The following is a 23,571-nucleotide window of genomic DNA, read 5'->3' as shown; positions in this document are numbered from 1 at the left end:
TATAATTAAATCGTTTGCCATCAATACGGTGCCATTATGCGTCAGTTTTATGACAGATTTATGAAAAGATAGTCCAGGTTTAACGCAGCCAGACGAATTATGACAGCCCGGAGACAAGATATTACCGTCCTTGAAAGGTTATAATCCCCGCCACTGTTTTATCGTCATGGAACTCTTATGCGCATCCTTCACACGTCTGACTGGCATCTGGGCCAAAATTTCTACAGCAAGAGCCGCGCCGCTGAACATCAGGCCTTTCTCGACTGGCTGCTGGAAACGGCACAATCCCAGCAGGTGGATGCCATTATTGTGGCGGGCGATATTTTCGATACCGGCTCACCGCCAAGCTACGCCCGTGAGCTGTATAACCGTTTTGTCGTCAATTTGCAGCAAACTGGCTGTCATCTGGTCGTGCTGGCAGGCAACCACGATTCCGTCGCCACGCTCAATGAATCCCGCGATATTCTGGCGTTTCTCAACACCACAGTCGTTGCCAGCGCCGGCCATGCGCCGCAGGTGCTGCCGCAACGTGATGGCACGCCGGGAGCGATCCTGTGTCCGGTTCCTTTCTTACGACCACGTGACATCATTACCAGCCAGGCCGGGCTAACCGGACAAGAAAAACAGCAGCATCTGCTGGGGGCAATCACCGACTATTACCAGCAGCAGTATCAGGACGCCTGCACGCTGCGTGGCGAGCGAAACCTGCCCATCATTGCGACCGGGCATTTGACCACCGTTGGCGCCAGTAAAAGTGACGCCGTACGTGACATTTATATCGGTACGCTGGACGCCTTTCCGGCGCAAAACTTTCCACCTGCGGACTACATCGCACTGGGGCATATTCACCGGGCGCAGGTTATCGGCGGGACGGACCATATTCGCTACTGCGGTTCACCGATTGCCCTCAGTTTTGACGAGTGCGGCAAAAGCAAATGTGTACATCTGGTGAGTTTCGAAGCGGGGAGACTCAGCGCCGTTGAAAATCTCACCGTACCGGTCACCCAGCCGCTTGCGGTACTGAAAGGCGATTTAGCCGCCATTACCGCCCAGCTTGAACAGTGGCGTAACGTGCCACAAGAGCCGCCGATATGGCTGGATATTGAAATCACCACCGACGACTATCTGCATGACATGCAACGTAAGATCCAGGCCTTAACCGAAGATTTACCGGTCGAGGTGTTATTGGTGCGCCGCAGTCGGGAACAACGTGAACGTATTATGGCCAATGAACGACGCGAAACGTTAAGCGAGCTAAGCGTAACGGAAGTTTTTGACCGCCGCCTGGCGCTGGAAGAGCTCGAGGAGCCTCAGCGTGAGCGGTTGAATCAGCTGTTTAGCGCAACCTTACACACGCTTGCCGGGGAGAGTGAAGCATGAAAATTCTCAGCCTGCGCCTGAAGAACCTCAACTCCCTGAAGGGAGAATGGAAAGTCGATTTCACAGCAGAACCTTTTGCCAGCAACGGGTTGTTCGCCATTACCGGGCCAACGGGCGCGGGGAAAACCACCCTGCTGGACGCGATTTGCCTCGCCCTGTACCACGAAACACCGCGCCTGAATACCGTGTCACAGTCGCAAAACGACCTGATGACTCGCGATACCGCGGAGTGTCTGGCCGAAGTTGAGTTTGAGGTGCGCGGCGAAGCCTACCGCGCATTCTGGAGCCAGAACCGGGCGCGCAATCAGCCCGAGGGCAACCTGCAGGTCCCGCGCGTAGAGCTAGCCCGCTGCGCTGACGGTAAAATCCTCGCCGATAAAGTCAAAGACAAGCTGGAGATGACAGCCGAGCTTACCGGGCTGGATTACGGGCGTTTTACCCGTTCGATGCTACTGTCTCAGGGCCAGTTTGCCGCCTTTCTTAATGCCAAACCGAAAGAGCGCGCCGAGCTTCTGGAGGAGTTAACTGGTACTGAGATCTACGGCCAAATCTCCGCCATGGTGTTTGAAAAGCACAAGTCGGCGCGTACGGAGCTGGAAAAACTGCAGGCCCAGGCCAGCGGCGTGGCGCTGTTAGCACCAGAGCAGGTGCAGTCCCTGACGGAAAGTTTGCAGGTACTTACTGACGAAGAAAAACAATACCTTACCAGCCAACAAACCCAGCAACAGCACCTCAACTGGCTTATTCGGCAAAATGAGCTTCAGACGGACATAAACCGCCACCAGCAGGCATTACAGGCAGCACTTCAGGCGCAAGAAGACGCGCAGCCGCAGCTGGCAGCGCTGAGCCTGGCGCAGCCGGCCAGAGCATTGCGCCCTCACTGGGAGCGAATCCAGGAACAAACGGCTACTATCGAGCGTACGCGCCAGAAGATTCAGGAAGTGAATACTCGCTTACAAAGCAGCTTAGCGCTGCGCGGGCGTATCCGTCAGCAAGCGCACACGCAATCGACCGCGATACTCGCCGAACAACAGACGTTAACCAACTGGCTAAACGAACATGACCGCTTCCGCTTATGGAGTAGCGAACTGGCAGGATGGAAAGCGCTGCTGGCGCAACAGTCCGACGCCAGCGCCCAGCTACGCCAGTGGCAGCAGCTGCGGGAGAACGACACACGTAAACTCGATGCCCTTCAGCTTCCCACGTTGACCCTTTCGCCGCAGGAAGTGACAGAAGCGCAGGCGCAACATGTGCAGCTTCGTCCACTACGCCAGCGCCTCAGTAATCTGCACGGGCAAATCGCCCCGAAGCAAAAGCAGCTGGCACAGCTACGCGCTTCACTGGTGCAGCGCCAGCAAGAGCTGACCCAGCGCAACGCGGTACTTGCCGAGAAACGTCAGCGCTATAAAGATAAAAATCAGCAACTTGCCGATGTGAGACTCATTTGCGAGCAGGAAGCCCGCATCAAAGATCTGGAAAGCCATCGGGCATTACTGGAATCCGGCAAACCTTGTCCGCTTTGTGGCTCTACCACACATCCGGCTATCGAGCGTTACCAGACGCTTGAGCTGAGCGTAAATCAGGCACGACGTGAAGCGCTGGAAAAAGAGGTCAAAACGCTGGCCGATGAGGGTTCAACCCTGCGCGGGCAGCTTGAGGCGATAACGCAGCAACTTCAGCGCGATGAACATGAAGCACAGAGGCTTTCTCAGGAGGAGCAAGCACTTACTAAAGAGTGGTTGACCGTTACCGCCAGCCTCAACGTATCGCTACAACCGCAGGATGAAATTGCCCCGTGGCTAGCCGCTCAGGAAGAGTACGAACAACAGCTTCACCAGTTAAGCTTGCGTCATACCCTGCAGGCGCAAATCGCCGCGCATACCGAACAGATTACTCAACTCCAACAGCATATTGACCAGCGCCAGGCAACGTTAACCTCAGAGCTGGACCGTCATGGTCTGGCCCTTCCGCCCGAGGATGAAGTCTCCTCATGGCTAAGAGAACGGGCGAACGAAGCGCAAATGTGGCAACAGCGCCAGAATGAACTGACTGAGTTACAGGCCCGGATTGCCCAGCTTGCGCCGCTGCTGGAAACGCTGCCAGAATCTGAGGCGCTTTCTGAAATCATTGAGGATCTGTCGCTGGAAAACTGGCGGCAGGTGCACGACGATTGCCTCTCTTTACAGGGACAGTGGCAAACCTTGCAGCAGCAGGAAGCACAGGACGTTCAGCGCGCCGCAGACATTCAGGCGCAGTTTGATGCCGCATTGCAGGCCAGCATCTTTGACAACCGTGACGCCTTTATTGCTGCCCTGCTGGATGAAGAGACCTTCAACCGTCTTGAGCAGTTGAAACAATCGCTGGAAGTCCAGCAACAACAGGCACAAACGCTGCTTAATCAGGCCCAGCAGGCGCTGGCGACTCATCAACAGCAGCAACCAACCGGGGTGGATCTCACGCTCACGGCACAACATCTTCGCGACACGCTGGCGCAGCTCACCCAACTGCTGCGGGATAACACCACTCGTCAGGGAGAGATTCGCCAGCAACTCAGGCAGGATGCTGAAAACCGCCAGCAACAGCAGGCGCTGATGCAGGAGATTGATAACGTCGCGCAACAGGTCGAAGACTGGGGCTATCTGAATGCGCTGATCGGCTCGAAAGAGGGAGATAAGTTCCGCAAATTTGCCCAGGGACTGACGCTGGATAACCTGGTCTGGCTTGCCAACAACCAGTTAACCCGTCTACACGGTCGCTATCTGTTGCAGCGCAAGGCCAGCGAAGCGCTGGAGCTGGAGGTGGTCGATACCTGGCAAGCCGATGCGGTGCGTGACACGCGTACGCTCTCCGGAGGTGAGAGCTTCCTGGTGAGTCTGGCGCTGGCGCTGGCATTGTCCGATCTGGTCAGCCACAAAACACGAATTGACTCCCTGTTCCTCGACGAAGGCTTCGGCACGCTGGACAGCGAAACGCTGGATACCGCGCTGGACGCACTGGATGCACTCAACGCTAGCGGTAAAACCATTGGCGTGATCAGCCACGTCGAAGCAATGAAAGAACGCATTCCGGTGCAAATCAAAGTGAAAAAAATCAACGGGCTGGGCTACAGCAAACTCGACAACACTTTCAGAGTGGAATGACGCTGATTTTTCGACGTATTGATATTGCCGACAAGATCGGCAATATCATTCCCTGCATATTATTCTTACGCTTAAAAAATAACCGCTAGCGGTAAATCATATCAAAGGTCGCCGTGGCGTTGATTTCGCCGGCCCGCAAGTTCTCATTTAAACGTATGACGTGTGCTTTAAACGGCAGGTTGACGCTCCCTTCTGCAACATTTTTCACCGTGGGCAGGAGTTCACCAAAAGTCACTAACCGATCGTTATATAAAATTTGCACACCGACACCTTGCGCAGACGCCGGAGAATCAAGATCATGTAATGTCAGAATAGTGCTATCGCCTGCTGCCGTTGTACCAGAAAATAATACATTGACATTGGTATCCGGATCGCACGTCAAATCAATTTTAAAATCAACCGCATCACCAGTATCACCCGGGTTATTCAGACTGACAGTTTTAAAGTAACGTCCCAAATTAACAGAAATATTCTTACTATTAAGCACACAACTGGCACTGTTAACCACCACATCTGCATCGGTAAAGTTAATATGAAGTTGGGCGGCGGATTCATATATTCGGGAAGCACTAAATCGTGATAATTGCAAGGGAGTATCTGTAATAGGTTGCCCGGTTGAGATTAATCGCACCTCAAACATTGCCGATACATTTATGTATTCACACCCATTACATGTTTTATTACCCTCGGCCTTTGCCGGAGAATAAAAAATACGGGCATCACTTGGTGAGTAGCTTTTGCCACTCTCAACAGACAACCACCAAATTTTAATCCCAATACCTGGGTTATTCGTCTGATAAACATATTCTTCAACGCCATTTACCAGCGTCAATGATGAGTCATCATATCCACGATAGATTGGGTGCACCCCATTACAAAATATATCCGATTGATTTGGAGCACTAAGATAACCGCTATCCCATAGGACAGTTCCTGCAGGGACATCGCGCTGAGCGTTAATAGTCGGAACGGTGACCGTATAGGTTGCAGCTGTCGTATCATTTCTATAATAACATGAAGCATAACTTACCACTGACCAGTTTAGTACAAAAAATACAATCACATACCTAATGAAGGATATCATTATCACTTTCACCTTTATTTACACTCTGCCGCTAATATAGCAACGGCTTTGTTGGTAAGTTCATCGGCAGGAATAGCAATCTGCGCGGTACACTGCTGTGTCGCTTTCTCACCCCACTTCACCATAACGCGATCGCCTGCCGATACACCGGTTAAATAAACCTGTCCGTTATCACCCACGATACTGGCATAATTTTTTTCGTTTTCTCCTGCCAATGCCGCAAGCGCGCCGAAAGGAACGTTATTTCCATTATGTTGTAGCGATAACAAAACACGTATACCGGTGCGTGCAGAAAATGTTGCCAGTGTGACCGCACCACGCGAAGGAATTACCTGTTTGACGGGTTCCGCGATATCAACCTGAGGGTTACTCGCTGTATTCAATATAATGTTATTCGTTCGATAGGGTGAGGCATATGGAATAACGGCGTAGCCATAGGAATCAGTATATACACCGGTACTGTTTTCTACTTTAATATCAGGTTCATCGTCGGCATCGACTAAGGTCACCGTTTCAGGTAGCGACTGTGCTAAGGTAATCCCGCCAGCATGGCCGATAATCCCACCTTGTAACTTATAATTCACTTGCCTGCTGTTGTTGTCATAATTGTACCCACCAGAAACAGAGCCAAATGAGCCTTGCCAGGTGGCATTCATACTTCCGTTCTCCCCCATTCCATTATTCCCCCAGGACTGCTGGAGATTATAATTGAGGTTATCATCCTGCAATGCAGTACCACTGATCCCAATCAGATGTTGCTGACTACGATGACGGTTATCTGTATAAGTATAATTCGCCCAGGCACTGGGTAACCATTTATCTAAGGGAATACTGACAGTAAATGAAACCTGCTCATCACGATGTGAGGTTGGCGTTTGCGTCAACGAATAGTTGAGCATAAATCGGATCCGTTCCCAGTTCTGGTTATAACCGACAGATATCGTGCGCTCATATCCCGCCAGTCCCCAGTAATCTTGCTGATAACCGGAGATATAGAAAGAACCTAGCTCATTCAGGCTCTGGCTGATATTTACCTGAAAGCGGCTACGACGGTTATTGGTATTGCGATAAGCATAAAAACTGTCGTCATCAATATCGTTAGTTCGGTTATTTAACGTTTCCGTAAACGTATAAAAATTACGGGTAGAGTAACGATAACTCGCAAGCGTAAGATTGGTGTTGGTCGTATCGATATTCTTCGCATACTGGGCACGATAAGACATCCCCTGCCAGACGTTATCAGCCACTTCGCTTCTGGCCGTTGTGGCATCAAACGAAAACGCGCCAAAATCATGAAGATCAATACCAAAACCTAATGCCGCGGAACGATAAAAATCACTGCCCAACACGCCGCTATACACGGTAAAACCATAAGGCAACCCATAGATAAGTTGCGCTTCGACCAGATTAGGATCCTCTGATGTATCATTATTTTGGTAATGCCCGGCGGCAACGCTATATTGCAATGCCCCCTGTCGCTGCATGATAGGTAAAGAAGACGACGTCTGAACGAAGCTACGCTCACTCCCATCAGCCTCCGTGATTGTTATATCGAAATCACTGCCGGAAGATACCTGCGGTATATCCGTAATTTCAAACGCCCCTGCGCTGACATAGGTTTGATAGAGAGTGTAGCCATTTTGCTTAATGGTCACCTTAGCATCGCTTTTCGCAATCCCCCGGATCACCGGCGCAAACCCTTGTTGGCTATAGGGCAGCATAGCGGTATCTGTTTGCAGACGAATACCACGAATCGGAAGGCTGTCAAAAATATCTCCCGCTGTAGAGCTATCGCCGAGCGTCAGTTGGCTACGCAGGCGCTTTATATCCCGCTGAATATACGTCGAAATGTTTTCCCAACCATCTCCGCTTTGGTAATTTCCATTGTTTCGTATGCGCCACGGCCCTAAATTCAGTCCACTGTTTAAACTTAGGTAATTTTGTGTCGACGAGCCCTGAGAGCTGTAGTGTGTTTTAGAGCCGCTATAGTAATAACCCAACAGTGCAGCAGGTATTCCATCATCCCAATTATCAGGGTCGATATACCCTTGCACTTCCTGATTAACTGCAACTTGCGGAACACGAATATCCAGCCGTTGTTGCTGAGTGGAGAAAGTCCAGGAAGCCTCTTCAATGTAACGTCCGATATCATCAACCGTGGCGTCATCAGACATCGTTTTCATCAATGGCATTTTGCTGACATTGACGCCATAGGCGGCCAGTTCTGATTTTTTTAACACGGGAATGAGTGCGGTATGGGCTTCATTAAGCACATACGTCACATTCTTTTTTTCAACAAAATGATTATTAAAATAAACAGAACTGAGGTAGACGCCTGGTGCAAGTGCATTATCGTCTAAAAAAGTACGGATCGCCTCTGCGCTGTCTATTGGGGAATCAAAACGTAGCGCATCAATATTAAACTCATCATCAGCAACTTGTGATTCAGCGATACAAAACGGACTACACAACATCAATGCGGCGGCAATAGCTGATAATTTCAATGAGAGAATTTCATGATAATTATTGATAGGCCGCATATTGTGGATATCCTTATCCGCCGAATTTAAAGTGACTTTTCCTGTTCGGAAGTGGCATTACCGTAGTCGTCAATTGCGCTCCACCGAACAGACTTAGCGTTCCCACCCGGTAGGGAATAGATCATTTTTGAATAGGGTGAAATCATCATAGACACAGCAGAAAGCGTATCTTTCGGCGGCTTTACCTCTTTGCCGTCAACGGTCATATTATGCAAAGAAATATAGTATGCCGTCGGGTTATCCACAGCCAAACGTCCACCTGAAACCGAAAATACCAGGCTTTTGTATGCTTCTTGCGCGTCGCTTTTATTTAATCCCTTTGGTCGCCATATCAGCTTAATACGACTGCGGGTAGCCAATTGTAGCTTACTTTGTTGTACTAACACTTTAGGCGTCGCTTCGATAGACTTGATATTAGCCCAAAAAATTTGTTCACGATCTTTTGTCAGGATGCCATTTTTATCGACTGAGATAAAATGCAGGATATTTGTCTGTCCGCCAATAAGTTTAAATAACGGAGGAGTAATAATAAGAGGAGGCTTACTTTTATCATTCTTATCGAAGTTATCAACCCATGCCTGAACAAGCTGATTTCCATTACCCGTATTTTTTACTGTTGCCTGAACTTCATCCACATCTCCAGGATAAATAATACGCGTATTACTAATTTGCACCCCCGCCGAAGCAGTGTTTTGAAAAAGAATTAGTATTGCTGAAAACAGCAAACCAGAAATGTTGAGATTCATCATTCATCCCTTATGGCTAAATCTCGAAAAGAATTACAGGACATACCCTGATTATCCTATGGCATATCCTGTCTGAACTTACGTCACACCCACTCTACGTCCCTTATGGATAGTAAATGGTATAGGTTGTGGTTGCAGCAAACTCGCCGCCTTTGATACTCGCCGGATCAACGGTTGCCACAACTTTTGATGTGAAGTTAAACGTCAGGTCATTTTCTTCGCTTGCCCCGGTCGTTTGAGCAAAAGCAGAGTTCGCTTCGTCGTTAAAAACGACTTTATCATTGCTGGCATCAGCGCCATAAACCACAATACCAACACCGGTATCAACGCCGCCAGTAAGCGCTTTCAGCTGCGTATTTTCCGTTGCGGTATCACCTGCAAAGGTCAGGTTTACCACAGTATTTGCCGGGCACTTAGTCAATTTAATTGCAAATGGCTGAACCTGAGACGCTTCTTCGCCAATACCAGCAAAGGCGTTTGTCCCCAGCGGGGTAAAGGGTACCTGAACATCTTCGCTGTCTGTATCAACCTGGCAAGGTGGGTTAATAATAGTACCGGTAAAAGTGACGGTGCCCTGGTCATCAGTTAAGTCTGCCGCATGCACAACATTGATAGCCGCAACAAGCAACAAAGAGGCAGAAAGGAGTACTTTCTTTTTCATGTGAAATTTCCCTATAATAAATTTTATTATCTTTCGAATGCTGCCTCTGAAATTTCCGCCAAAGACTTTTGCATATAAAAATCCCAAACAGTCCTCAGAAGAGGTCCGAAAGATAGAATCTTATGCGTTCTAACCCAATGAATATTGTGGTCGGCATATATAATATAATATGATTTTTATTTCATCAACAGCACAAAGACAAAAAAAATAATATCATTACAAAACAGCAATTTATAATAAGCTAACCGATAAAACAAAAACAATATTTAAATAATTTATAGCTATGTGCTTTATATATAAAAAATAAATCACTATCGATTCATATACGCTGTGAATACAATAATCCATTCCCAACCAGAAACCGCCCATCAATAAAACATTATTTTAGTGTATTTTATATATTGAAAAGACTACAATTCCGAGTCCGTATGTTATCGGCATCTAACATGCAAATAATTGCTTTCAAGAATAATTGCAATCGTTCGTTCAGACTTCACAAATATGATAGCATTAGCCCTACTTAGCTGTTGTTGCTGTGTATGACAGGTGGTATGAAAAAAGTCATTTTCTCTTTAGCCCTGGGGACGTTTGGGCTGGGCATGGCCGAGTTTGGCATCATGGGTGTACTCACCGAATTGGCGCGGGACGTGGGAATCTCCATTCCTGCCGCTGGCCATATGATTTCGTTTTACGCCTTTGGCGTGGTGCTTGGCGCGCCCATTATTGCACTCTTTTCCAGCCGCTTTTCGCTCAAGCATATTCTGCTGTTTCTGGTCACGCTGTGTGTGATTGGCAACGCCATTTTCACCCTCTCCTCCTCGTATTTTATGCTGGCGGTAGGCAGGCTGGTTTCAGGCTTCCCGCACGGCGCGTTTTTTGGCGTTGGCGCAATTATCCTGTCGAAGCTCGCCCGCCCGGGAAAAGTCACCGCCGCTGTCGCGGGCATGATTTCGGGTATGACCGTTGCCAATTTGGTTGGCATTCCCGTCGGCACCTGGCTGAGTCAGGAATTTAGCTGGCGCTATACGTTCCTGCTGATTGCCGTCTTTAATATCGCCGTGATGGTCTCGGTCGCTTTTTGGGTACCTAACATCAGCGATGAAGCAAAAGGAAACCTGCGCGAACAATTTCACTTTTTGAAAAGCCCCGCCCCGTGGCTCATTTTCTCCGCCACCATGTTTGGTAACGCCGGGGTTTTCGCCTGGTTCAGCTATGTCAAACCATACATGATGTTCATCTCCGGCTTTTCCGAAGCGCTGATGACCTTCATCATGATGCTGGTAGGATTAGGAATGGTGTTGGGAAATCTGCTGAGCGGTCGGCTGTCTGGTCGCTATACGCCGCTGCGCATTGCGGTGATAACCGACTTCGTGATTGTGCTGGCTCTGCTGTTGCTCTTTGCCTTTGGCGGGATCAAAGCCGCGTCGCTGACCTTCGCCTTTATTTGCTGCGCGGGCCTGTTCGCCCTGTCGGCACCGCTGCAAATTTTATTGCTGCAAAATGCTAAAGGAGGGGAGCTGCTGGGTGCGGCTGGCGGGCAAATTGCCTTTAACCTCGGCAGCGCGATTGGCGCCTACAGCGGTGGCATGATGCTGACGCTGGGCTTTGCCTACAACTACGTGACGCTGCCGGCGGCACTGCTGTCGTTTTCTGCGATGTCGTCACTGTTGCTGTACGGTCGCCTGAAGCGCGCAGTACCCCAGATGACACACGCTGCCGGATAGCATCTGCGCTACCCGGCTACGCGAACCTTACTCCTGCGGCCACAGCCAGGCCGCACCGCGTACACCGCTGGAATCCCCGTGTAGCGCCTTGCGTAGAGGCGTTTCGCATTCGCCGCCAAAGACAAACTGCTTAATCAACGTCGGAACGTTTTGATACAGTCGGTCGACATTGCTCATTCCGCCCCCCAGCACAATGACGTCCGGATCGAGAATATTCACCACATGTGCCAGTGATTTCGCCAGACGACGCTCATAGCGGCTCAACGCCTGCTCCGCAAGAGCATCCTGCGCAGTAACAAGACTGATAATTTCATTGCCTTTGAGCTGCTTACCGCTCAGACGCTGGTAGTCGGTGGCAAAGCCGGTCCCGGAAATGAAGGTTTCAATGCAGCCTTGTTTACCGCAATAACAGGGGACTTCCTGTCGGAAACACAGCTCATCTTCGTCCATCCATGGCAGCGGATTATGCCCCCACTCGCCCGCGGTACCGTTACCGCCCGTGTGCACCCGACCATTCATTGCCACGCCTGCGCCACATCCAGTGCCGATAATCACTGCAAACACGGTTTGCGCCCCGGCCGCCGCACCATCCACCGCTTCTGAAACCGCCAGACAGTTGGCATCATTTGCCAACCGCACTTCACGATTCAGACGCGAACTCAGGTCTTTGTCAAAAGGTTGTCCGTTAAGCCAGGTCGAGTTGGCATTCTTCACCACCCCGGTGTAGGGCGAGATTGAACCTGGAATGCCCATTCCCACGGTTCCCGTCTGACCGGTGGCGTTTTCCGCCATCTCCACCAGCGTGGCAATGGTTTCTATCGTTTGCCGATAATCATCACGCGGCGTGGGCAGGCGATGGCGAAAAAGCTGTTCGCCCGCATCGCCAAGCGCAATAACTTCCGTTTTCGTACCGCCCAAATCGATACCTATACGCACTGTTTGCTCCTCTTCCCGATTAACAATGCAAGCATAGCGACAATTCGCTATCATGCCCGCTGGATTTAACGACAAGGCCGTGGAAATTATCATGCTGTGGTTCAAAAATTTAATGGTTTACCGTCTTAGCCGCGATGTTTCTTTGCGAGCCGAAGAGATGGAAAAACAGCTGGCATCAATGACGTTCACCCCTTGCGGTAGCCAAGATATGGCAAAAATGGGCTGGGTTCCGCCGATGGGATCGCACAGCGATGCATTAACGCATACCGCCAATGGCCAAATTATTATCTGCGCCCGCAAAGAAGAAAAAATTCTGCCGTCGCCGGTTATCAAACAGGCGCTGGAAGCCAAAATATTCAAACTGGAAGCTGAGCAAGGTCGCAAACTTAAGAAGACCGAAAAAGACTCGCTGAAAGATGAAGTTCTGCACTCATTGCTGCCGCGCGCCTTTAGCCGCTTCAGCCAGACAATGATGTGGATCGATACCGTCAACGATCTGATCATGGTTGATTGTGCGAGCGCGAAAAAAGCCGAAGATACGCTGGCGCTGCTGCGTAAGAGTCTCGGTTCGCTGCCGGTCGTTCCGCTGACGATGGAAAACCCTATTGAGCTGACGCTGACTGAATGGGTTCGCTCCGGCACCACGGCGCAGGGCTTCCAACTGCTGGATGAAGCTGAACTGAAAGCGATCCTTGAAGACGGCGGTGTGATCCGCGCGAAAAAACAGGATCTGGTCTGCGACGAAATCGCCGTGCATATCGAAGCGGGCAAACTGGTCACTAAGCTGGCCCTCGACTGGCAGCAGCGCATTCAGTTCGTTATGTGTGACGACGGCTCCATTAAGCGCCTGAAGTTCAGCGACGAGCTGCGCGATCAGAATGAAGATATCGACCGCGAAGATTATGCTCAGCGTTTTGATGCCGATTTCATCCTGATGACAGGCGAACTGGCGGCGCTGATTAAAAGTCTGGTGGAAGGATTAGGCGGCGAAGCGCAACGTTAAGCCGTGTTTAGCGAATGGCGACTCAATATCGCCATTCGTCATTTTTACGCTTACAGGTAACGGCAAAGATAGGATGTTGGCTCTGCTACCTGCAGATGAAACTCGCTGTTGCCCGGTACGTTAAACACGTCTCCTGCGGCATACACTTTCCACTCGGTTTCCCCTGGCAGCAGCACGTTCAGTGCGCCACTAACTACCGTCATCTCTTCAGGTGCCGCAGTACCAAAGGTATATTCACCTTCAGCCATCACGCCTACACTGGCGCGGCCAGTACTGCTGCTGGTAAAACCGATCGATTTTACTTTGCCGGAAAAGTATTCATTACTTTGAAGCATACAACTGGCCCTATCTCGTGATTAAGTTAGGAACCAATATAGGGGGCTGACGTTCCACCTGTCACGCAAAATTACGCCAGCAATTCCGAAGCCAGTCGGGCAATCAACACATTGGACAGCAGAACCGGGACATCCAGCGACTTTTGCAGTAAATCACGATGACGTTGATGAAACCCCAGGCAGTCCAGCATAAGAACATCAGCACCTTGCTCAAGGAGATATTTCCCGGCATCAATCAGCTGTTGTTCAGAACCTTCTACTGGATTCGCCACGGCGTACACTGGCGGAGTTTGTAACACCTGCCACTTTTGTGTCTGGGCTTTGAGCAATTCAGCAACAGGTACAATGACCCCAACCTGATGCCCTTCGACAATCGAAGCCACTAACGGGGGAATAATGCGTATAGGTTCCAACAAGATACTATTGCGGGCGGTCAGACGGGTAATTGAGGCGGTACTCATCAGCAGGATCACATCAAATCCCTGATTATCGAGAACCTCCACAATGCTTTGCAGCGAGCGTTCCACTTTTTGACGTGAGACATGAGCAAGTTGGTGGTCGCTAAGCAGCGTTAATAACAGCTCGTCACCGGGTGAAGCTCCGTACTCAGCCATCACATCTTCTCGCTGCATCTGCCCCAGCAGACTGTGGTGAGTAATGTGCTGTTCATCAATATATTCCGTCAGGAGCGGTAACATCTCACACATCGGCACAACGCCAATCGTGAGGATAGCCAACGACGTACTCATTTGTTGCTCCACCGTCTTCTTACTTTGCTGTGAAATCCCGGATAAGTGCCGGGCGCTGACCTGTGCTACAAATGCTCAAAAGCGTAGCAGTAGATCGGCGGTGTATTGTGTAAAGATTCCAGATCATTCCAGTACTGGATTGTTATTGTTTAATTTTCAATTTTTACTGTATACGGCGAAATTTAAAATAATGTGATGCACGCCCGGACTGGCACTTTTAAGACTCGTGCCAGAGCGGTCTTCATATCAGGTTTTATCGGGGTCTTCGTAGCGTTTTTTAGCATCCATCGCTTCCTGAGCTGAAGGATGCTCACTGATCAACGAATTCGGTTTAGGGTGATCAGCACGAAGTTGATACCAGGTTACCGTCTGGCCTGGCGTCCCTTTTTCAACCGTAACAATGGTCGCTTGACGTGGGTAAGGTGGTTGTGTCGGCATAGTTCTTCCTTTTCACTGGATGAACATTAAGTATAGACACCGCCCTGCAACCATGGCGCTGCCTGCGCCAGTATCCCAAGAATGTCTTCCACTACCTGCGAAGGCGGATTGGTGGCATCAACGATATAGTGCGCAGCCTCACGATACAAAACATCGCGCTGGGCGAGCACTTCCTGAACCTCTTCGGTCAACGGTTTGCCGGTTAGAGTCGGTCGTAATCCTTCTTCAGGCGTGGCCTCCAGACGATCAACCAGTACCGATACCGGTGCGCTTAGATAGATAACCACGCCGTGGCTGCGCATGTAATGACGATTAAATTCGGTAAGAATGATACCGCCGCCGGTCGCAACAACCGTGGCAGGAGCTGTAACAGCCTGCAGAGCGGTCGTTTCCTGGGCACGAAACCCTTCCCATCCTTCTCTTTCGACGATTTCCGCCACGGTCATTTGCACGTGCGATTGCAACCAGCGATCGGTATCAACGAACTGGAAATCAATAGCCTTTGCCAGCGCCATACCGGTTGTCGTCTTACCACACCCCCGGGGGCCAACAAGAAAAAGAGGTTGCGTCATCACAGAATTTCCCCAGAGAGCCGCCAACAAGCGGGATCTGATGCGGTTAAAAATATAATCATATCATCAAACTAGTACATCGCCAAAACCGTAAAGAAAAAATTACAGAAAGAATGGCGAGATGAGTTAACCCCTACTATAACAAGAATTCACAATGAATAAAGTGTAAATAATAAATTACACACTCTATTTTCTACGCTGAACTTCCAGCCACCACTTATCCAGTTCAGCCGCAAAATGCTGTCTGTCGCGGGGCGAAAGACTGTCCGGCCCCCCGGTCTGGATACCGCTGGCTCGCAGTGTATCCATAAAATCACGCATCATCAGACGCTCGCGGATCGTGGCTTCGGTATAGCGTTCGCCGCGCGGGTTAAGCGCCGCCGCACCTTTTTCAATCACTTCAGCCGCCAGCGGAATATCTGCCGTTATCACTAAATCACCGGCGCTGCATTGACGCACAATCTCGTTATCAGCCACGTCAAAGCCCGCAGGCACACGTAATGTGCTGATGAAACGCGAAGGCGGGACGCGCAGGCTTTGGTTGGCCACCAAAACAAGCGGCATTTGCATGCGCTCAGAGGCGCGGTACAAAATGTCTTTAATCACATTCGGACACGCATCGGCATCCACCCATATTGTCATAACTTCTCCCCACTGGTGTGCTGTCGCACATTGTCGCGTGCTTTTACTTTCAGGCAAAGTGCTGTTTCTCCTTCTGAACATATTCATTCCGCGCTAAGCTTAGCTTTCCCAGATTTACCCTAAATAAATCGGGTTGCAGGCAAGCGGCAAGAGAGTGAGTCCCGATGAGCTTACTCTGGTAAGTGATTCGGGTGAGCGAACGCAGCCAACACACATGCAACTTGAAGTATGACGGGTATAAAACAATGAATATCATCCATAGGGAGTGACAAGATGGACAAGAAAATTGGTTTTATCGGCTGCGGTAATATGGGCAAAGCCATTCTTGGCGGCATGATCGCCAGCGGTCAGGTTCTCCCCGGACAAATCTGGGTCTACACCCCTTCCCCCGATAAGGTCGCCGCGCTACACGACCAGTACGGCATTAATGCGGCGCAGTCTGCACAAGAAGTCGCGCAAATCGCTGATATTATTTTTGGGGCCGTAAAACCAGGCATCATGATTAAGGTGCTGAGTGAAATTACCTCCAGCCTGAACAAAGATTCCCTGGTCGTCTCGATTGCCGCAGGCGTCACTCTCGATCAGCTGGCCCGTGCCCTGGGTCACGACCGTAAAATCATTCGCGCGATGCCAAACACGCCGTCGCTGGTGAACGCCGGAATGACCTCCGTCACGCCGAACGCCTTAGTCACGCCAGAAGAAACAGCCGACGTGCTGAATATCTTCCGCTGCTTTGGTGAAGCAGAAGTCATTGCGGAGGCAATGATTCATCCGGTCGTTGGCGTCAGCGGTTCAGCACCAGCCTATGTATTTATGTTTATCGAAGCGATGGCTGATGCCGCCGTTCAGGGGGGGATGCCCCGCGCACAGGCTTATAAATTTGCAGCACAAGCGGTAATGGGTTCGGCGAAGATGGTTCTGGAAACGGGTAAACATCCTGGCGAATTGAAGGATATGGTGTGCTCGCCAGGTGGAACCACCATTGAGGCGGTACGCGTCCTGGAAGAACGCGGTTTCCGTTCATCGGTGATTGAAGCGATGATTAAGTGCATGGAGCAGTCGGAAAAACTCAGCCGCTCCTGAGTTAACACCGCCGGACGTCAGGCCGCCGCTTCAGTGCGGTTACGTCCGGAATTCTTTGCTTTGTAGAGAGCCATATCTGCTGATTTTAACCATTCTCGATAGTGTTCAGTTTCAGACGTCAGCGGCGCAACGCCCACGCTAATGCGCAGGTCAACCTGCGGCGCGCAGGATAAACGCAGTTGGGTAAGCCGTTCGTGAACACGAGACATCGCTGCAATCGCGCTGCTCGCTGACGTGCCACACATGATTACCGCAAACTCATCACCGCCAAAGCGACCAATCACATCGCTACCGCGTAAGGTCATCTGTAACTGGCGGGTCAGTGCAACAATGGCCTGATCCCCGACGTCATGGCCCCAGGTATCATTGATACTCTTAAAATGGTCGATATCGATGATAAGGAGCGTGGCATCACGCTGATGGCGGCGGCAATTATCAAATTCATTCCGCAGCAACAGTTCCCAATGACGTCGGTTATAAACCCCGGTCATCCCATCTCGCGTGCTCATAACCTGTAAGCGACGTTTATGTTCTGCCAGCCTGATGAGCGTCTGGTAACTCACCCAGGCAAACAGCAACGGGTAAACCACTAACACCGGCAGCGACAACAGCACACTCAGTTGCGTACTGCTAAAAGCCACGGGAATATCCGTTAACTGTAACGTCACCAGGCAGGAAACCACCATCAACACGGCGCCTGCGATGAAGACACGCATACCCCCTGCGCCCATCAGGTTGATACAGATAATCATCAACAGCGCCGTGGATGGCAGCAAGTTTATCCCCATAATCCCCATCCACATCCCGGCGAGAATGGCATCGGCTTTTAGGTTGGTATATTCGCTATGCAGTGGATCGATAGCTTTACTTGCCAATTGCCATGCCAGATGCGGCCAGACAAACGCCCATCCCACCAGCAAAAGCCACCAGCCTCCGGTTATTGGCTGAGAAACTAATACCGACGCGATAGGGAAAAACATTCCCCCCAGTCCCACCGCTCGCGGCAGCCTGATTCGTCGGGCAAATCGCAGACCGGAACGTTGGTGGTCATTTTGATGAAGCAATATAAATGCTTCATTCGGGACGACCTTCTTTTGATAAAAGTTTTCATCATTCATCGTATTTGGGAATATTCTGAAACAAATTTCCCAAATTATAGGAAGGGGTCTGGTGGCGGAAGTATGATATTTCGGGTGAGCGATTTTACCTGCTCACCCGGAAGTGCTAAGCAGATTTTTTCAGGCAAGCGCTCATAAACTTATTACGATCATCGCCTTTCAGAGACTGCTCCGTCGCCTTGACGTTGCATTCACGCATTTTCTGCTGCTGCGGCGTCAGGCTCTTTTCCTCAGGCGCAGATTTACTGTTTTTCAGGCAATCACTCATGTAGGTCTTACGCTCATCCCCTTTTAAGGTCTGCGCCGTGGCCTGCTGATTGCAGGTGGTCATACGCTGTTGTTGCGGGGTTAACGTCTTCTCGGCAGCACCGACGGTAGTTAAAAAAATCAGACCAAAAAGTAACGTCATTAATAATGTAATTTTCATAGCACCATCCTTTTCTGAACGACGACACACAGGTAAGTTTGGCTGCTAACGATAAAAAAACCACCCGACGGCAAAAGTATTGCCGCCGGGTATCAGCTTATTTCAGTCCTAACGCCGCTTTCATGGTGTAAAACAGATCGGTTTGATCGGTCAGGCCAACCACATTCGCCGCATGAGGGCCATAGGCTGCAATACGCAGTTGGCTGCCGGTGTGCTCCTGGGACTCTTCTTCAGAGTTGCCATAGCTAATGACCATCACCGCGCCATCTTTAGTGTTCAGCGCCTGCGTCAAACCTGGCGCTTTGGTATCCGGTGCGACGATCTGGCTGGCATGCGCGTGGTCAGCGGTTACCACAACCAGGGTGTTGCCATCTTTCTTCGCAAAGGCAAGTGCACGCTGCACTGCTTCATCCAGATCGACCGTTTCACCAATTTGTCCACACGGGTTAGCGGCGTGATCTTGTTTATCGATCGACGCGCCTTCTACTTGCAGGAAGAAACCTTTCTCATTTTTGCTTAACAGCTCAATCGCTTTATCCGTCATCTGCGCCAGCGTTGGCACGCTGTCGTTACGTTTTGGATTTGGCGTACAGGTCACTACCGGCTTATCCAGGTTGCCGTGATAAGACGCTTTCGGCCCTTCCCAACGCACTGGCATATTACCGTCTGAGAACAGACCCAACAGCGGTTTATCCTGATTCGCTTCGCTAACAGCCGCCAGCGTCGCGGCATCACTCACCATCTGGTAACCACGGGCCTGGGCTTGTTCTCGCAGCGTTTTACCCTGCCACTCACCTGCCGTAGCGGTTTCAGTAAAAGTCTTTGCCCCGCCGCCTAACGTAACATCCGCACGAGCATTCAATAATTGTTCGGTAATTGACCCTTTACCGCCTTTTTCCAGCGCGTTCGTCGGGCATTTTTCAGCCGTCACGCTCGGGCCATAGCATTTACGCGAAGTGACATGGGCAACCAGTGCGGCCGGCGTGGCATCCTGTAATTCAGCCGTGGAAACGTTGCCTGTCGCCAGACCTGCCGCTTTGGCCATTTCCAGAATCGTGGTGTGATCTTTTTCATGAATATCCACACCCAGTGCCCCATTATAGGTCTTCACGCCGGTTGTCCATGCTGTCGCAGATGCTGCTGAATCTGTCACATAATCGGGCTTGCCCGTTTTCTTATCCAACGCATAATGTGTGTATTGTCCGGTCAACGGTAAAGCATCAATACCTTTAAAAAAGCCGCCCGCGCCTTCAGCATAATTTCGCGCTGCCGTTATTTCGGAATCGCCCATCCCATCGCCAATCAGCAAAATAATATTTTTGGCTGGTTTATCGTTCAGGGATTCGCGCAGAGCCGCCGTTTGATCGGCAGACAATCGGCGAGCGCCACCCGGCGTGGTGATATCTCCCTGAGCGGCACGATTATCCATAACCGCTACAGTAGATGTTTCTGCATTAATAACCGGGGTAAACAGCAAAGGTAACAGGGCAATAGCCAGAGCGCTTTGTTTCACTTTATATTCTCCATGTATAAATACGGTAAAATTAAAACAAAGCGACTATAAGTATTTGATGTGACACTTTTATGATAACTTGTGGTTACCCCACCACAGATGGATCACAACGCTTTTGGTACGCACTCGCCAGCATTATGTATGTTCGTCAGAAACGCGGGCATGCAGTTTCCGCCAGCCAGCACCCCCTCAATTTGACGAATAAATATTTGCCGATCGTTCCACGTCATATTGCGCAGCATTTCAATGATTACCCGCTCTAACGTTTCGACCTGTGCCGCCAGTTCTTGCGACTCTTCTTCTTTTTGCGCGAGCTTAAGTAACAACTCAGTGACGAGGTTTTTCATTTGCCTATTCCCTTAACAAAATATGGGCCACGTTATCATTAAGGCTCACGACTGCCTAGAGGATGAAAGTTGTATTTTTATAAGGAATAAAACGATTTGCGAAAACAATCACAACACAAAATAAGGGCAAATGCGTCTGGATGCAGAATGATACAATATAAAAAGGTAAGAAAAGTAATAATCACACAAATATATAATACACAGTTATGGATTAACAACGCTGACAAGCAGCGTTGTTAATCAGGAACTCAACGAACCCCGCGCCGACGTCGCAACGCAATAGCCAGTTGCCAGATATTGATAAGCACAATGCTTGCTGTAGCAATGAACACCCAACGGAACCCCGCCATTGCCGAAACTGTTGCCCCCATCAATGGCCCAGCGACGTTGCCAAGATACATAAATGACTGGTTATAGCCAAAGATGCGCCCGGTTATCTGGTCGCTGGAGTATTTCACCAGCAGCGTCTGCACCGCCGGCAACATCGCACCATCAGCAAAGCCGAGCAGAAAACGTAGAATTCCCAACTGCAACGGCGTGGTGACCCACGACATGGCGAAAAACAGCACCACCGCGAAGATTAACGTCGCCATTAAAATCCGCTCAGTACCAATACGGTCGCCTAATTTACCAAGTCGGGGCGCGGAAATCAGAGCAGAAATGCCCGGTACTGAGGCTATCAGCCCACTGAGAAAAGCAATATTCGAACTGTCCGGGACCATTGATTTAATAAACAGCGCCAGAATAGGCCCAATTGAGCCGTTACACAGTTGAATCACCATGGTGGTAAAAAACAGGCTGATCACCAACGCTGGATGCGAAAGCGAGGCAAACACGGCCTTCCCACTCAGACGTTCGCTTTTTTTAATCGTCGGGCGAACGCCCTCTTTGATCAAGAACAGTGTGACCAGAAAACTCACCACCAGCAAGGCGGCGGTAATACAGAATACCGCTCGTAAGCCAACATGATCGGCGATAAAGCCTCCCATCAGCGGTCCGCCAATGACGCCGCTAATTTGCGCCGTAGAGAGCGTACTCAGCGCCCAGCCGCTGCGCTCGCGTGGAACCTGGGACGCAACCAGCGCCATCGCATTAGGAATATAGCCGGAGGTTAACCCCATCACCCCGCGCAGCAGAAAAAGCTGCCAGACGTTAGTGGCAAATGCCTGTAGCAAAATCGCAATGGCCATCCCCAGTGAGGCCCGCAGCAGCATCAGCTTGCGTCCTTTGCGGTCGGCCAGACTGCCCCACATCGGAGAAACAATGGCTGAAATCAGGAAGGTGACGCTGAACGTTAATCCGGACCACATTGATAGCGCTTCATGCGAGGTCACGCCCAGTTGGGAGATATAGAGTGGTAAAAAAGGCAAGATTTGGCTAATCGCCAGTCCGGTAAAAAAGCACCCGAACCAAACGGAAATAAGGTTAACTCTCCAGGATTCCATAAGGACTCATAACGATAAGTAGCTGAAAACTGCGAGCAGCTTAACAAATTACTTAGCCGAATAAGGGTCTACAGGTGCGATAAATCACAGTTTAGGATTTTATCTTCCCGCTCATCATATTTGTGATATAGCTCACATCAAACCCATAATATAAACAGGGGATTGTGCTTCCCGCGCGATCTGCGTGTATGTCCCCTTCTAATCCCCTGTCATTCGCCAAAACAATCTGCCAGAAGCCGAGGAAACCTGCGTTTTGTCGTGGTAATGTATGTGCTTTGCATTCATGGAATGGGTTTTTAAGATGGCAAAGTTGCGGGTAGGAATCGTATTTGGTGGTAAATCAGCGGAACATGAAGTGTCATTGCAATCGGCAAAAAATATTGTCGATGCCATCGACAAGACTCGCTTTGACGTTGTGCTGTTAGGTATTGATAAACAAGGGCAATGGCACGTCAGCGATGCCAGTAACTATCTGCTCAATTCAAACGATCCGGCGCATATTGCGTTGCGACCTTCTGAGACCAGCCTGGCGCAGGTACCGGGTAAACAAGAGCACCAGTTGATCGATGCACAAAACGGTCAACCGCTGCCGACGGTCGATGTTATTTTCCCAATCGTACACGGTACTTTGGGTGAAGATGGCTCTCTGCAGGGCATGCTGCGCGTGGCGAACCTGCCGTTTGTCGGTTCTGATGTGCTGGGTTCTGCTGCCTGTATGGATAAAGACGTGACCAAACGTCTGCTGCGTGATGCCGGGTTAAACATCGCGCCATTTATTACGCTCACTCGCGCGAATCGCAACAGCATCAGCTTTAGTGAAGTGGAATCCCGCCTGGGTCTGCCGCTGTTTGTAAAACCGGCCAACCAGGGATCGTCCGTTGGCGTCAGTAAAGTAACCAGCGAAGCCCAATACGATCAGGCCGTCGCGCTGGCATTTGAATTCGATCATAAAGTCGTTGTGGAGCAAGGGATCAAAGGCCGCGAGATCGAATGCGCGGTACTGGGCAACGATCATCCGCAGGCCAGTACCTGTGGCGAGATCGTGCTGAACAGCGATTTTTACGCTTACGACACTAAATACATTGACGATAACGGTGCCAAAGTTGTCGTTCCGGCAGCAATTGCGCCAGAGATTAACGATAAGATCCGCGAAATCGCCATTCAGGCCTACCAGACTCTGGGCTGTGCCGGCATGGCGCGCGTGGACGTCTTCTTAACTGCTGAAAACGACGTTGTGATCAATGAGATCAACACTCTGCCTGGCTTTACCAACATCAGTATGTATCCGAAGCTGTGGCAGGCGAGCGGTTTAGGCTATACCGATTTGATCACTCGCCTGATCGAACTGGCGCTGGAACGCCATGCTGCGGATAGCGCGCTGAAAACCAGTATGTAAACCCGTCAGGATGCCTGATAGAGCTATTGGGCATCCTTTGCTTCATCATCTTCAACGCGGCGACGGATGATTAATCCGGCCAGCCAAAAGCTAATCACCCAGGTCACCAGCCCCACCGCATAAGTTTGCCATCCCTGCGCTTCAAAACCTAATAACCCCACCACGCCATTCAGAATAAAGATAAGCCCAATAGCGAAGGCATAGTAGTGCCAGTCTCGGCGGATTTTTACAGGCAGGTTCATAACAGCTCCGGTGGAAATACAACACAGTAAGGCATCCTCGCACATTTCCC

General features: G+C 50.3%; 22 protein-coding genes. 6 read left to right on the top strand and 16 right to left on the bottom strand.

Annotated elements, in window-relative coordinates; translation table 11 throughout:
- The first annotated feature begins 177 nt into the window (after positions 1-177).
- Together sbcD and sbcC are read left to right on the top strand one after the other, a co-directional pair.
- Positions 178-1,380, top strand: coding sequence for an exonuclease subunit SbcD (sbcD, locus tag OGY09_RS23470; RefSeq protein ID WP_032942519.1), 1,203 nt, complete (start codon positions 178-180; stop codon positions 1,378-1,380).
- Positions 1,377-4,520 carry an exonuclease subunit SbcC gene (gene sbcC, locus OGY09_RS23465; RefSeq protein WP_032942518.1) on the top strand — a complete coding sequence of 1,048 codons (3,144 nt, stop codon included), beginning with the start codon at positions 1,377-1,379 and terminating at the stop codon, positions 4,518-4,520. Before sbcD ends, sbcC begins: the two co-directional genes overlap by 4 nt.
- 85 nt (positions 4,521-4,605) lie before the next feature.
- Here sbcC and OGY09_RS23460 read toward each other — a convergent pair whose 3' ends face one another.
- The 4 genes from OGY09_RS23460 to OGY09_RS23445 all read right to left on the bottom strand — a co-directional run bounded on the left by OGY09_RS23460 (position 4,606) and on the right by OGY09_RS23445 (position 9,551).
- Positions 4,606-5,604, bottom strand: coding sequence for a fimbrial protein (locus OGY09_RS23460; protein WP_032942517.1), 999 nt, complete (start codon positions 5,602-5,604; stop codon positions 4,606-4,608).
- Positions 5,605-5,618: 14 nt separating this feature from the next.
- Positions 5,619-8,144 (bottom strand): fimbria/pilus outer membrane usher protein, encoded by a 2,526-nt coding sequence (locus tag OGY09_RS23455; protein ID WP_032942516.1) that lies wholly within the window; start codon positions 8,142-8,144, stop codon positions 5,619-5,621.
- Between the two features lie 26 nt (positions 8,145-8,170).
- Entirely contained in the window at positions 8,171-8,893 is a 723-nt protein-coding gene (locus OGY09_RS23450; protein WP_241033096.1) for a fimbrial biogenesis chaperone, read from the bottom strand.
- Between the two features lie 100 nt (positions 8,894-8,993).
- Complete coding sequence (locus OGY09_RS23445; protein ID WP_008783915.1) at positions 8,994-9,551, bottom strand: fimbrial protein; 558 nt, start codon at positions 9,549-9,551, stop codon at positions 8,994-8,996.
- Positions 9,552-10,102: 551 nt separating this feature from the next.
- Between OGY09_RS23445 and araJ the strand changes: the two genes are divergently transcribed.
- Positions 10,103-11,275 carry an MFS transporter AraJ gene (gene araJ, locus OGY09_RS23440; protein ID WP_032942515.1) on the top strand — a complete coding sequence of 391 codons (1,173 nt, stop codon included), beginning with the start codon at positions 10,103-10,105 and terminating at the stop codon, positions 11,273-11,275.
- Between the two features lie 27 nt (positions 11,276-11,302).
- Here araJ and mak read toward each other — a convergent pair whose 3' ends face one another.
- The gene (gene mak, locus OGY09_RS23435) at positions 11,303-12,211 is read right to left on the bottom strand and encodes a fructokinase (RefSeq protein WP_032942514.1); all 909 of its coding nucleotides are present in this window, start codon (positions 12,209-12,211) and stop codon (positions 11,303-11,305) included.
- Between the two features lie 91 nt (positions 12,212-12,302).
- On the opposite strand from mak, the gene rdgC reads away from it, so the two are divergent.
- Positions 12,303-13,214, top strand: coding sequence for a recombination-associated protein RdgC (gene rdgC, locus OGY09_RS23430; protein ID WP_003021479.1), 912 nt, complete (start codon positions 12,303-12,305; stop codon positions 13,212-13,214).
- Between the two features lie 50 nt (positions 13,215-13,264).
- Here the strand turns inward: rdgC and ppnP are convergent, their stop codons facing one another.
- The 5 genes from ppnP to OGY09_RS23405 form a co-directional block, all read right to left on the bottom strand.
- Positions 13,265-13,549, bottom strand: coding sequence for a pyrimidine/purine nucleoside phosphorylase (gene ppnP / locus OGY09_RS23425; protein ID WP_003021477.1), 285 nt, complete (start codon positions 13,547-13,549; stop codon positions 13,265-13,267).
- A gap of 71 nt (positions 13,550-13,620) precedes the next feature.
- Positions 13,621-14,298: an AroM family protein gene (locus OGY09_RS23420; protein WP_003830963.1), complete on the bottom strand. Its 678-nt coding sequence runs from the start codon at positions 14,296-14,298 to the stop codon at positions 13,621-13,623.
- 246 nt (positions 14,299-14,544) lie between these two features.
- Positions 14,545-14,736 carry a protein YaiA gene (gene yaiA, locus OGY09_RS23415; RefSeq protein WP_003021472.1) on the bottom strand — a complete coding sequence of 64 codons (192 nt, stop codon included), beginning with the start codon at positions 14,734-14,736 and terminating at the stop codon, positions 14,545-14,547.
- Positions 14,737-14,762: 26 nt separating this feature from the next.
- Positions 14,763-15,308 (bottom strand): shikimate kinase AroL, encoded by a 546-nt coding sequence (gene aroL, locus OGY09_RS23410; protein WP_032942513.1) that lies wholly within the window; start codon positions 15,306-15,308, stop codon positions 14,763-14,765.
- Between the two features lie 186 nt (positions 15,309-15,494).
- Positions 15,495-15,950, bottom strand: a complete 456-nt coding sequence (locus OGY09_RS23405) for a YaiI/YqxD family protein (protein WP_008783909.1) — start codon at positions 15,948-15,950, stop codon at positions 15,495-15,497.
- Positions 15,951-16,223: 273 nt separating this feature from the next.
- On the opposite strand from OGY09_RS23405, the gene proC reads away from it, so the two are divergent.
- Positions 16,224-17,033, top strand: a complete 810-nt coding sequence (gene proC / locus OGY09_RS23400) for a pyrroline-5-carboxylate reductase (RefSeq protein ID WP_032942512.1) — start codon at positions 16,224-16,226, stop codon at positions 17,031-17,033.
- 17 nt (positions 17,034-17,050) lie between these two features.
- On the opposite strand, the gene adrA is transcribed toward proC, so the two are convergent.
- The 5 genes from adrA to OGY09_RS23375 all read right to left on the bottom strand — a co-directional run bounded on the left by adrA (position 17,051) and on the right by OGY09_RS23375 (position 21,883).
- Entirely contained in the window at positions 17,051-18,166 is a 1,116-nt protein-coding gene (gene adrA, locus OGY09_RS23395) for a diguanylate cyclase AdrA (RefSeq protein WP_095533161.1), read from the bottom strand.
- Positions 18,167-18,257: 91 nt separating this feature from the next.
- A complete protein-coding gene (gene psiF, locus OGY09_RS23390; RefSeq protein ID WP_032942510.1) occupies positions 18,258-18,578 on the bottom strand; it encodes a phosphate starvation-inducible protein PsiF in 321 nt (106 codons plus the stop codon).
- A gap of 97 nt (positions 18,579-18,675) precedes the next feature.
- Positions 18,676-20,091: an alkaline phosphatase gene (gene phoA / locus OGY09_RS23385; RefSeq protein ID WP_008783904.1), complete on the bottom strand. Its 1,416-nt coding sequence runs from the start codon at positions 20,089-20,091 to the stop codon at positions 18,676-18,678.
- 104 nt (positions 20,092-20,195) lie between these two features.
- Entirely contained in the window at positions 20,196-20,438 is a 243-nt protein-coding gene (locus OGY09_RS23380; protein WP_032942509.1) for a sigma-S stabilization anti-adapter protein IraP, read from the bottom strand.
- Positions 20,439-20,686: 248 nt separating this feature from the next.
- Positions 20,687-21,883, bottom strand: a complete 1,197-nt coding sequence (locus OGY09_RS23375; RefSeq protein WP_032942508.1) for a multidrug efflux MFS transporter — start codon at positions 21,881-21,883, stop codon at positions 20,687-20,689.
- Between the two features lie 301 nt (positions 21,884-22,184).
- Between OGY09_RS23375 and ddlA the strand changes: the two genes are divergently transcribed.
- Positions 22,185-23,279, top strand: coding sequence for a D-alanine--D-alanine ligase (gene ddlA / locus OGY09_RS23370; RefSeq protein WP_032944316.1), 1,095 nt, complete (start codon positions 22,185-22,187; stop codon positions 23,277-23,279).
- A 23-nt stretch (positions 23,280-23,302) separates the two neighbouring features.
- On the opposite strand, the gene OGY09_RS23365 is transcribed toward ddlA, so the two are convergent.
- On the bottom strand, positions 23,303-23,521 hold the full coding sequence (locus OGY09_RS23365) for a DUF2754 domain-containing protein (protein ID WP_003830949.1): 219 nt from the start codon (positions 23,519-23,521) through the stop codon (positions 23,303-23,305).
- Positions 23,522-23,571: the final 50 nt, after the last annotated feature.

It is taken from the genome of Citrobacter sp. Cpo071 (genome assembly GCF_030332765.1).
Lineage (GTDB): Bacteria > Pseudomonadota > Gammaproteobacteria > Enterobacterales > Enterobacteriaceae > Citrobacter > Citrobacter portucalensis.
The sequence above is the reverse complement of the archived record's forward strand: the minus strand, read 5'-3'. Positions and strand labels throughout refer to the sequence as shown.

Bases quoted from the DNA above. Each gene is read 5' to 3' on its own strand.
- sbcD (WP_032942519.1), top strand. From the start codon at position 178: ATGCGCATCCTTCACACGTCTGACTGGCATCTGGGCCAAAATTTCTAC.
- sbcC (WP_032942518.1), top strand. From the start codon at position 1,377: ATGAAAATTCTCAGCCTGCGCCTGAAGAACCTCAACTCCCTGAAGGGA.
- OGY09_RS23460 (WP_032942517.1), bottom strand. From the start codon at position 5,604: ATGATATCCTTCATTAGGTATGTGATTGTATTTTTTGTACTAAACTGG.
- OGY09_RS23455 (WP_032942516.1), bottom strand. From the start codon at position 8,144: ATGCGGCCTATCAATAATTATCATGAAATTCTCTCATTGAAATTATCA.
- OGY09_RS23450 (WP_241033096.1), bottom strand. From the start codon at position 8,893: ATGATGAATCTCAACATTTCTGGTTTGCTGTTTTCAGCAATACTAATT.
- OGY09_RS23445 (WP_008783915.1), bottom strand. From the start codon at position 9,551: ATGAAAAAGAAAGTACTCCTTTCTGCCTCTTTGTTGCTTGTTGCGGCT.
- araJ (WP_032942515.1), top strand. From the start codon at position 10,103: ATGAAAAAAGTCATTTTCTCTTTAGCCCTGGGGACGTTTGGGCTGGGC.
- rdgC (WP_003021479.1), top strand. From the start codon at position 12,303: ATGCTGTGGTTCAAAAATTTAATGGTTTACCGTCTTAGCCGCGATGTT.
- ppnP (WP_003021477.1), bottom strand. From the start codon at position 13,549: ATGCTTCAAAGTAATGAATACTTTTCCGGCAAAGTAAAATCGATCGGT.
- OGY09_RS23420 (WP_003830963.1), bottom strand. From the start codon at position 14,298: ATGAGTACGTCGTTGGCTATCCTCACGATTGGCGTTGTGCCGATGTGT.
- yaiA (WP_003021472.1), bottom strand. From the start codon at position 14,736: ATGCCGACACAACCACCTTACCCACGTCAAGCGACCATTGTTACGGTT.
- aroL (WP_032942513.1), bottom strand. From the start codon at position 15,308: ATGACGCAACCTCTTTTTCTTGTTGGCCCCCGGGGGTGTGGTAAGACG.
- OGY09_RS23405 (WP_008783909.1), bottom strand. From the start codon at position 15,950: ATGACAATATGGGTGGATGCCGATGCGTGTCCGAATGTGATTAAAGAC.
- proC (WP_032942512.1), top strand. From the start codon at position 16,224: ATGGACAAGAAAATTGGTTTTATCGGCTGCGGTAATATGGGCAAAGCC.
- psiF (WP_032942510.1), bottom strand. From the start codon at position 18,578: ATGAAAATTACATTATTAATGACGTTACTTTTTGGTCTGATTTTTTTA.
- OGY09_RS23380 (WP_032942509.1), bottom strand. From the start codon at position 20,438: ATGAAAAACCTCGTCACTGAGTTGTTACTTAAGCTCGCGCAAAAAGAA.
- OGY09_RS23375 (WP_032942508.1), bottom strand. From the start codon at position 21,883: ATGGAATCCTGGAGAGTTAACCTTATTTCCGTTTGGTTCGGGTGCTTT.
- ddlA (WP_032944316.1), top strand. From the start codon at position 22,185: ATGGCAAAGTTGCGGGTAGGAATCGTATTTGGTGGTAAATCAGCGGAA.
- OGY09_RS23365 (WP_003830949.1), bottom strand. From the start codon at position 23,521: ATGAACCTGCCTGTAAAAATCCGCCGAGACTGGCACTACTATGCCTTC.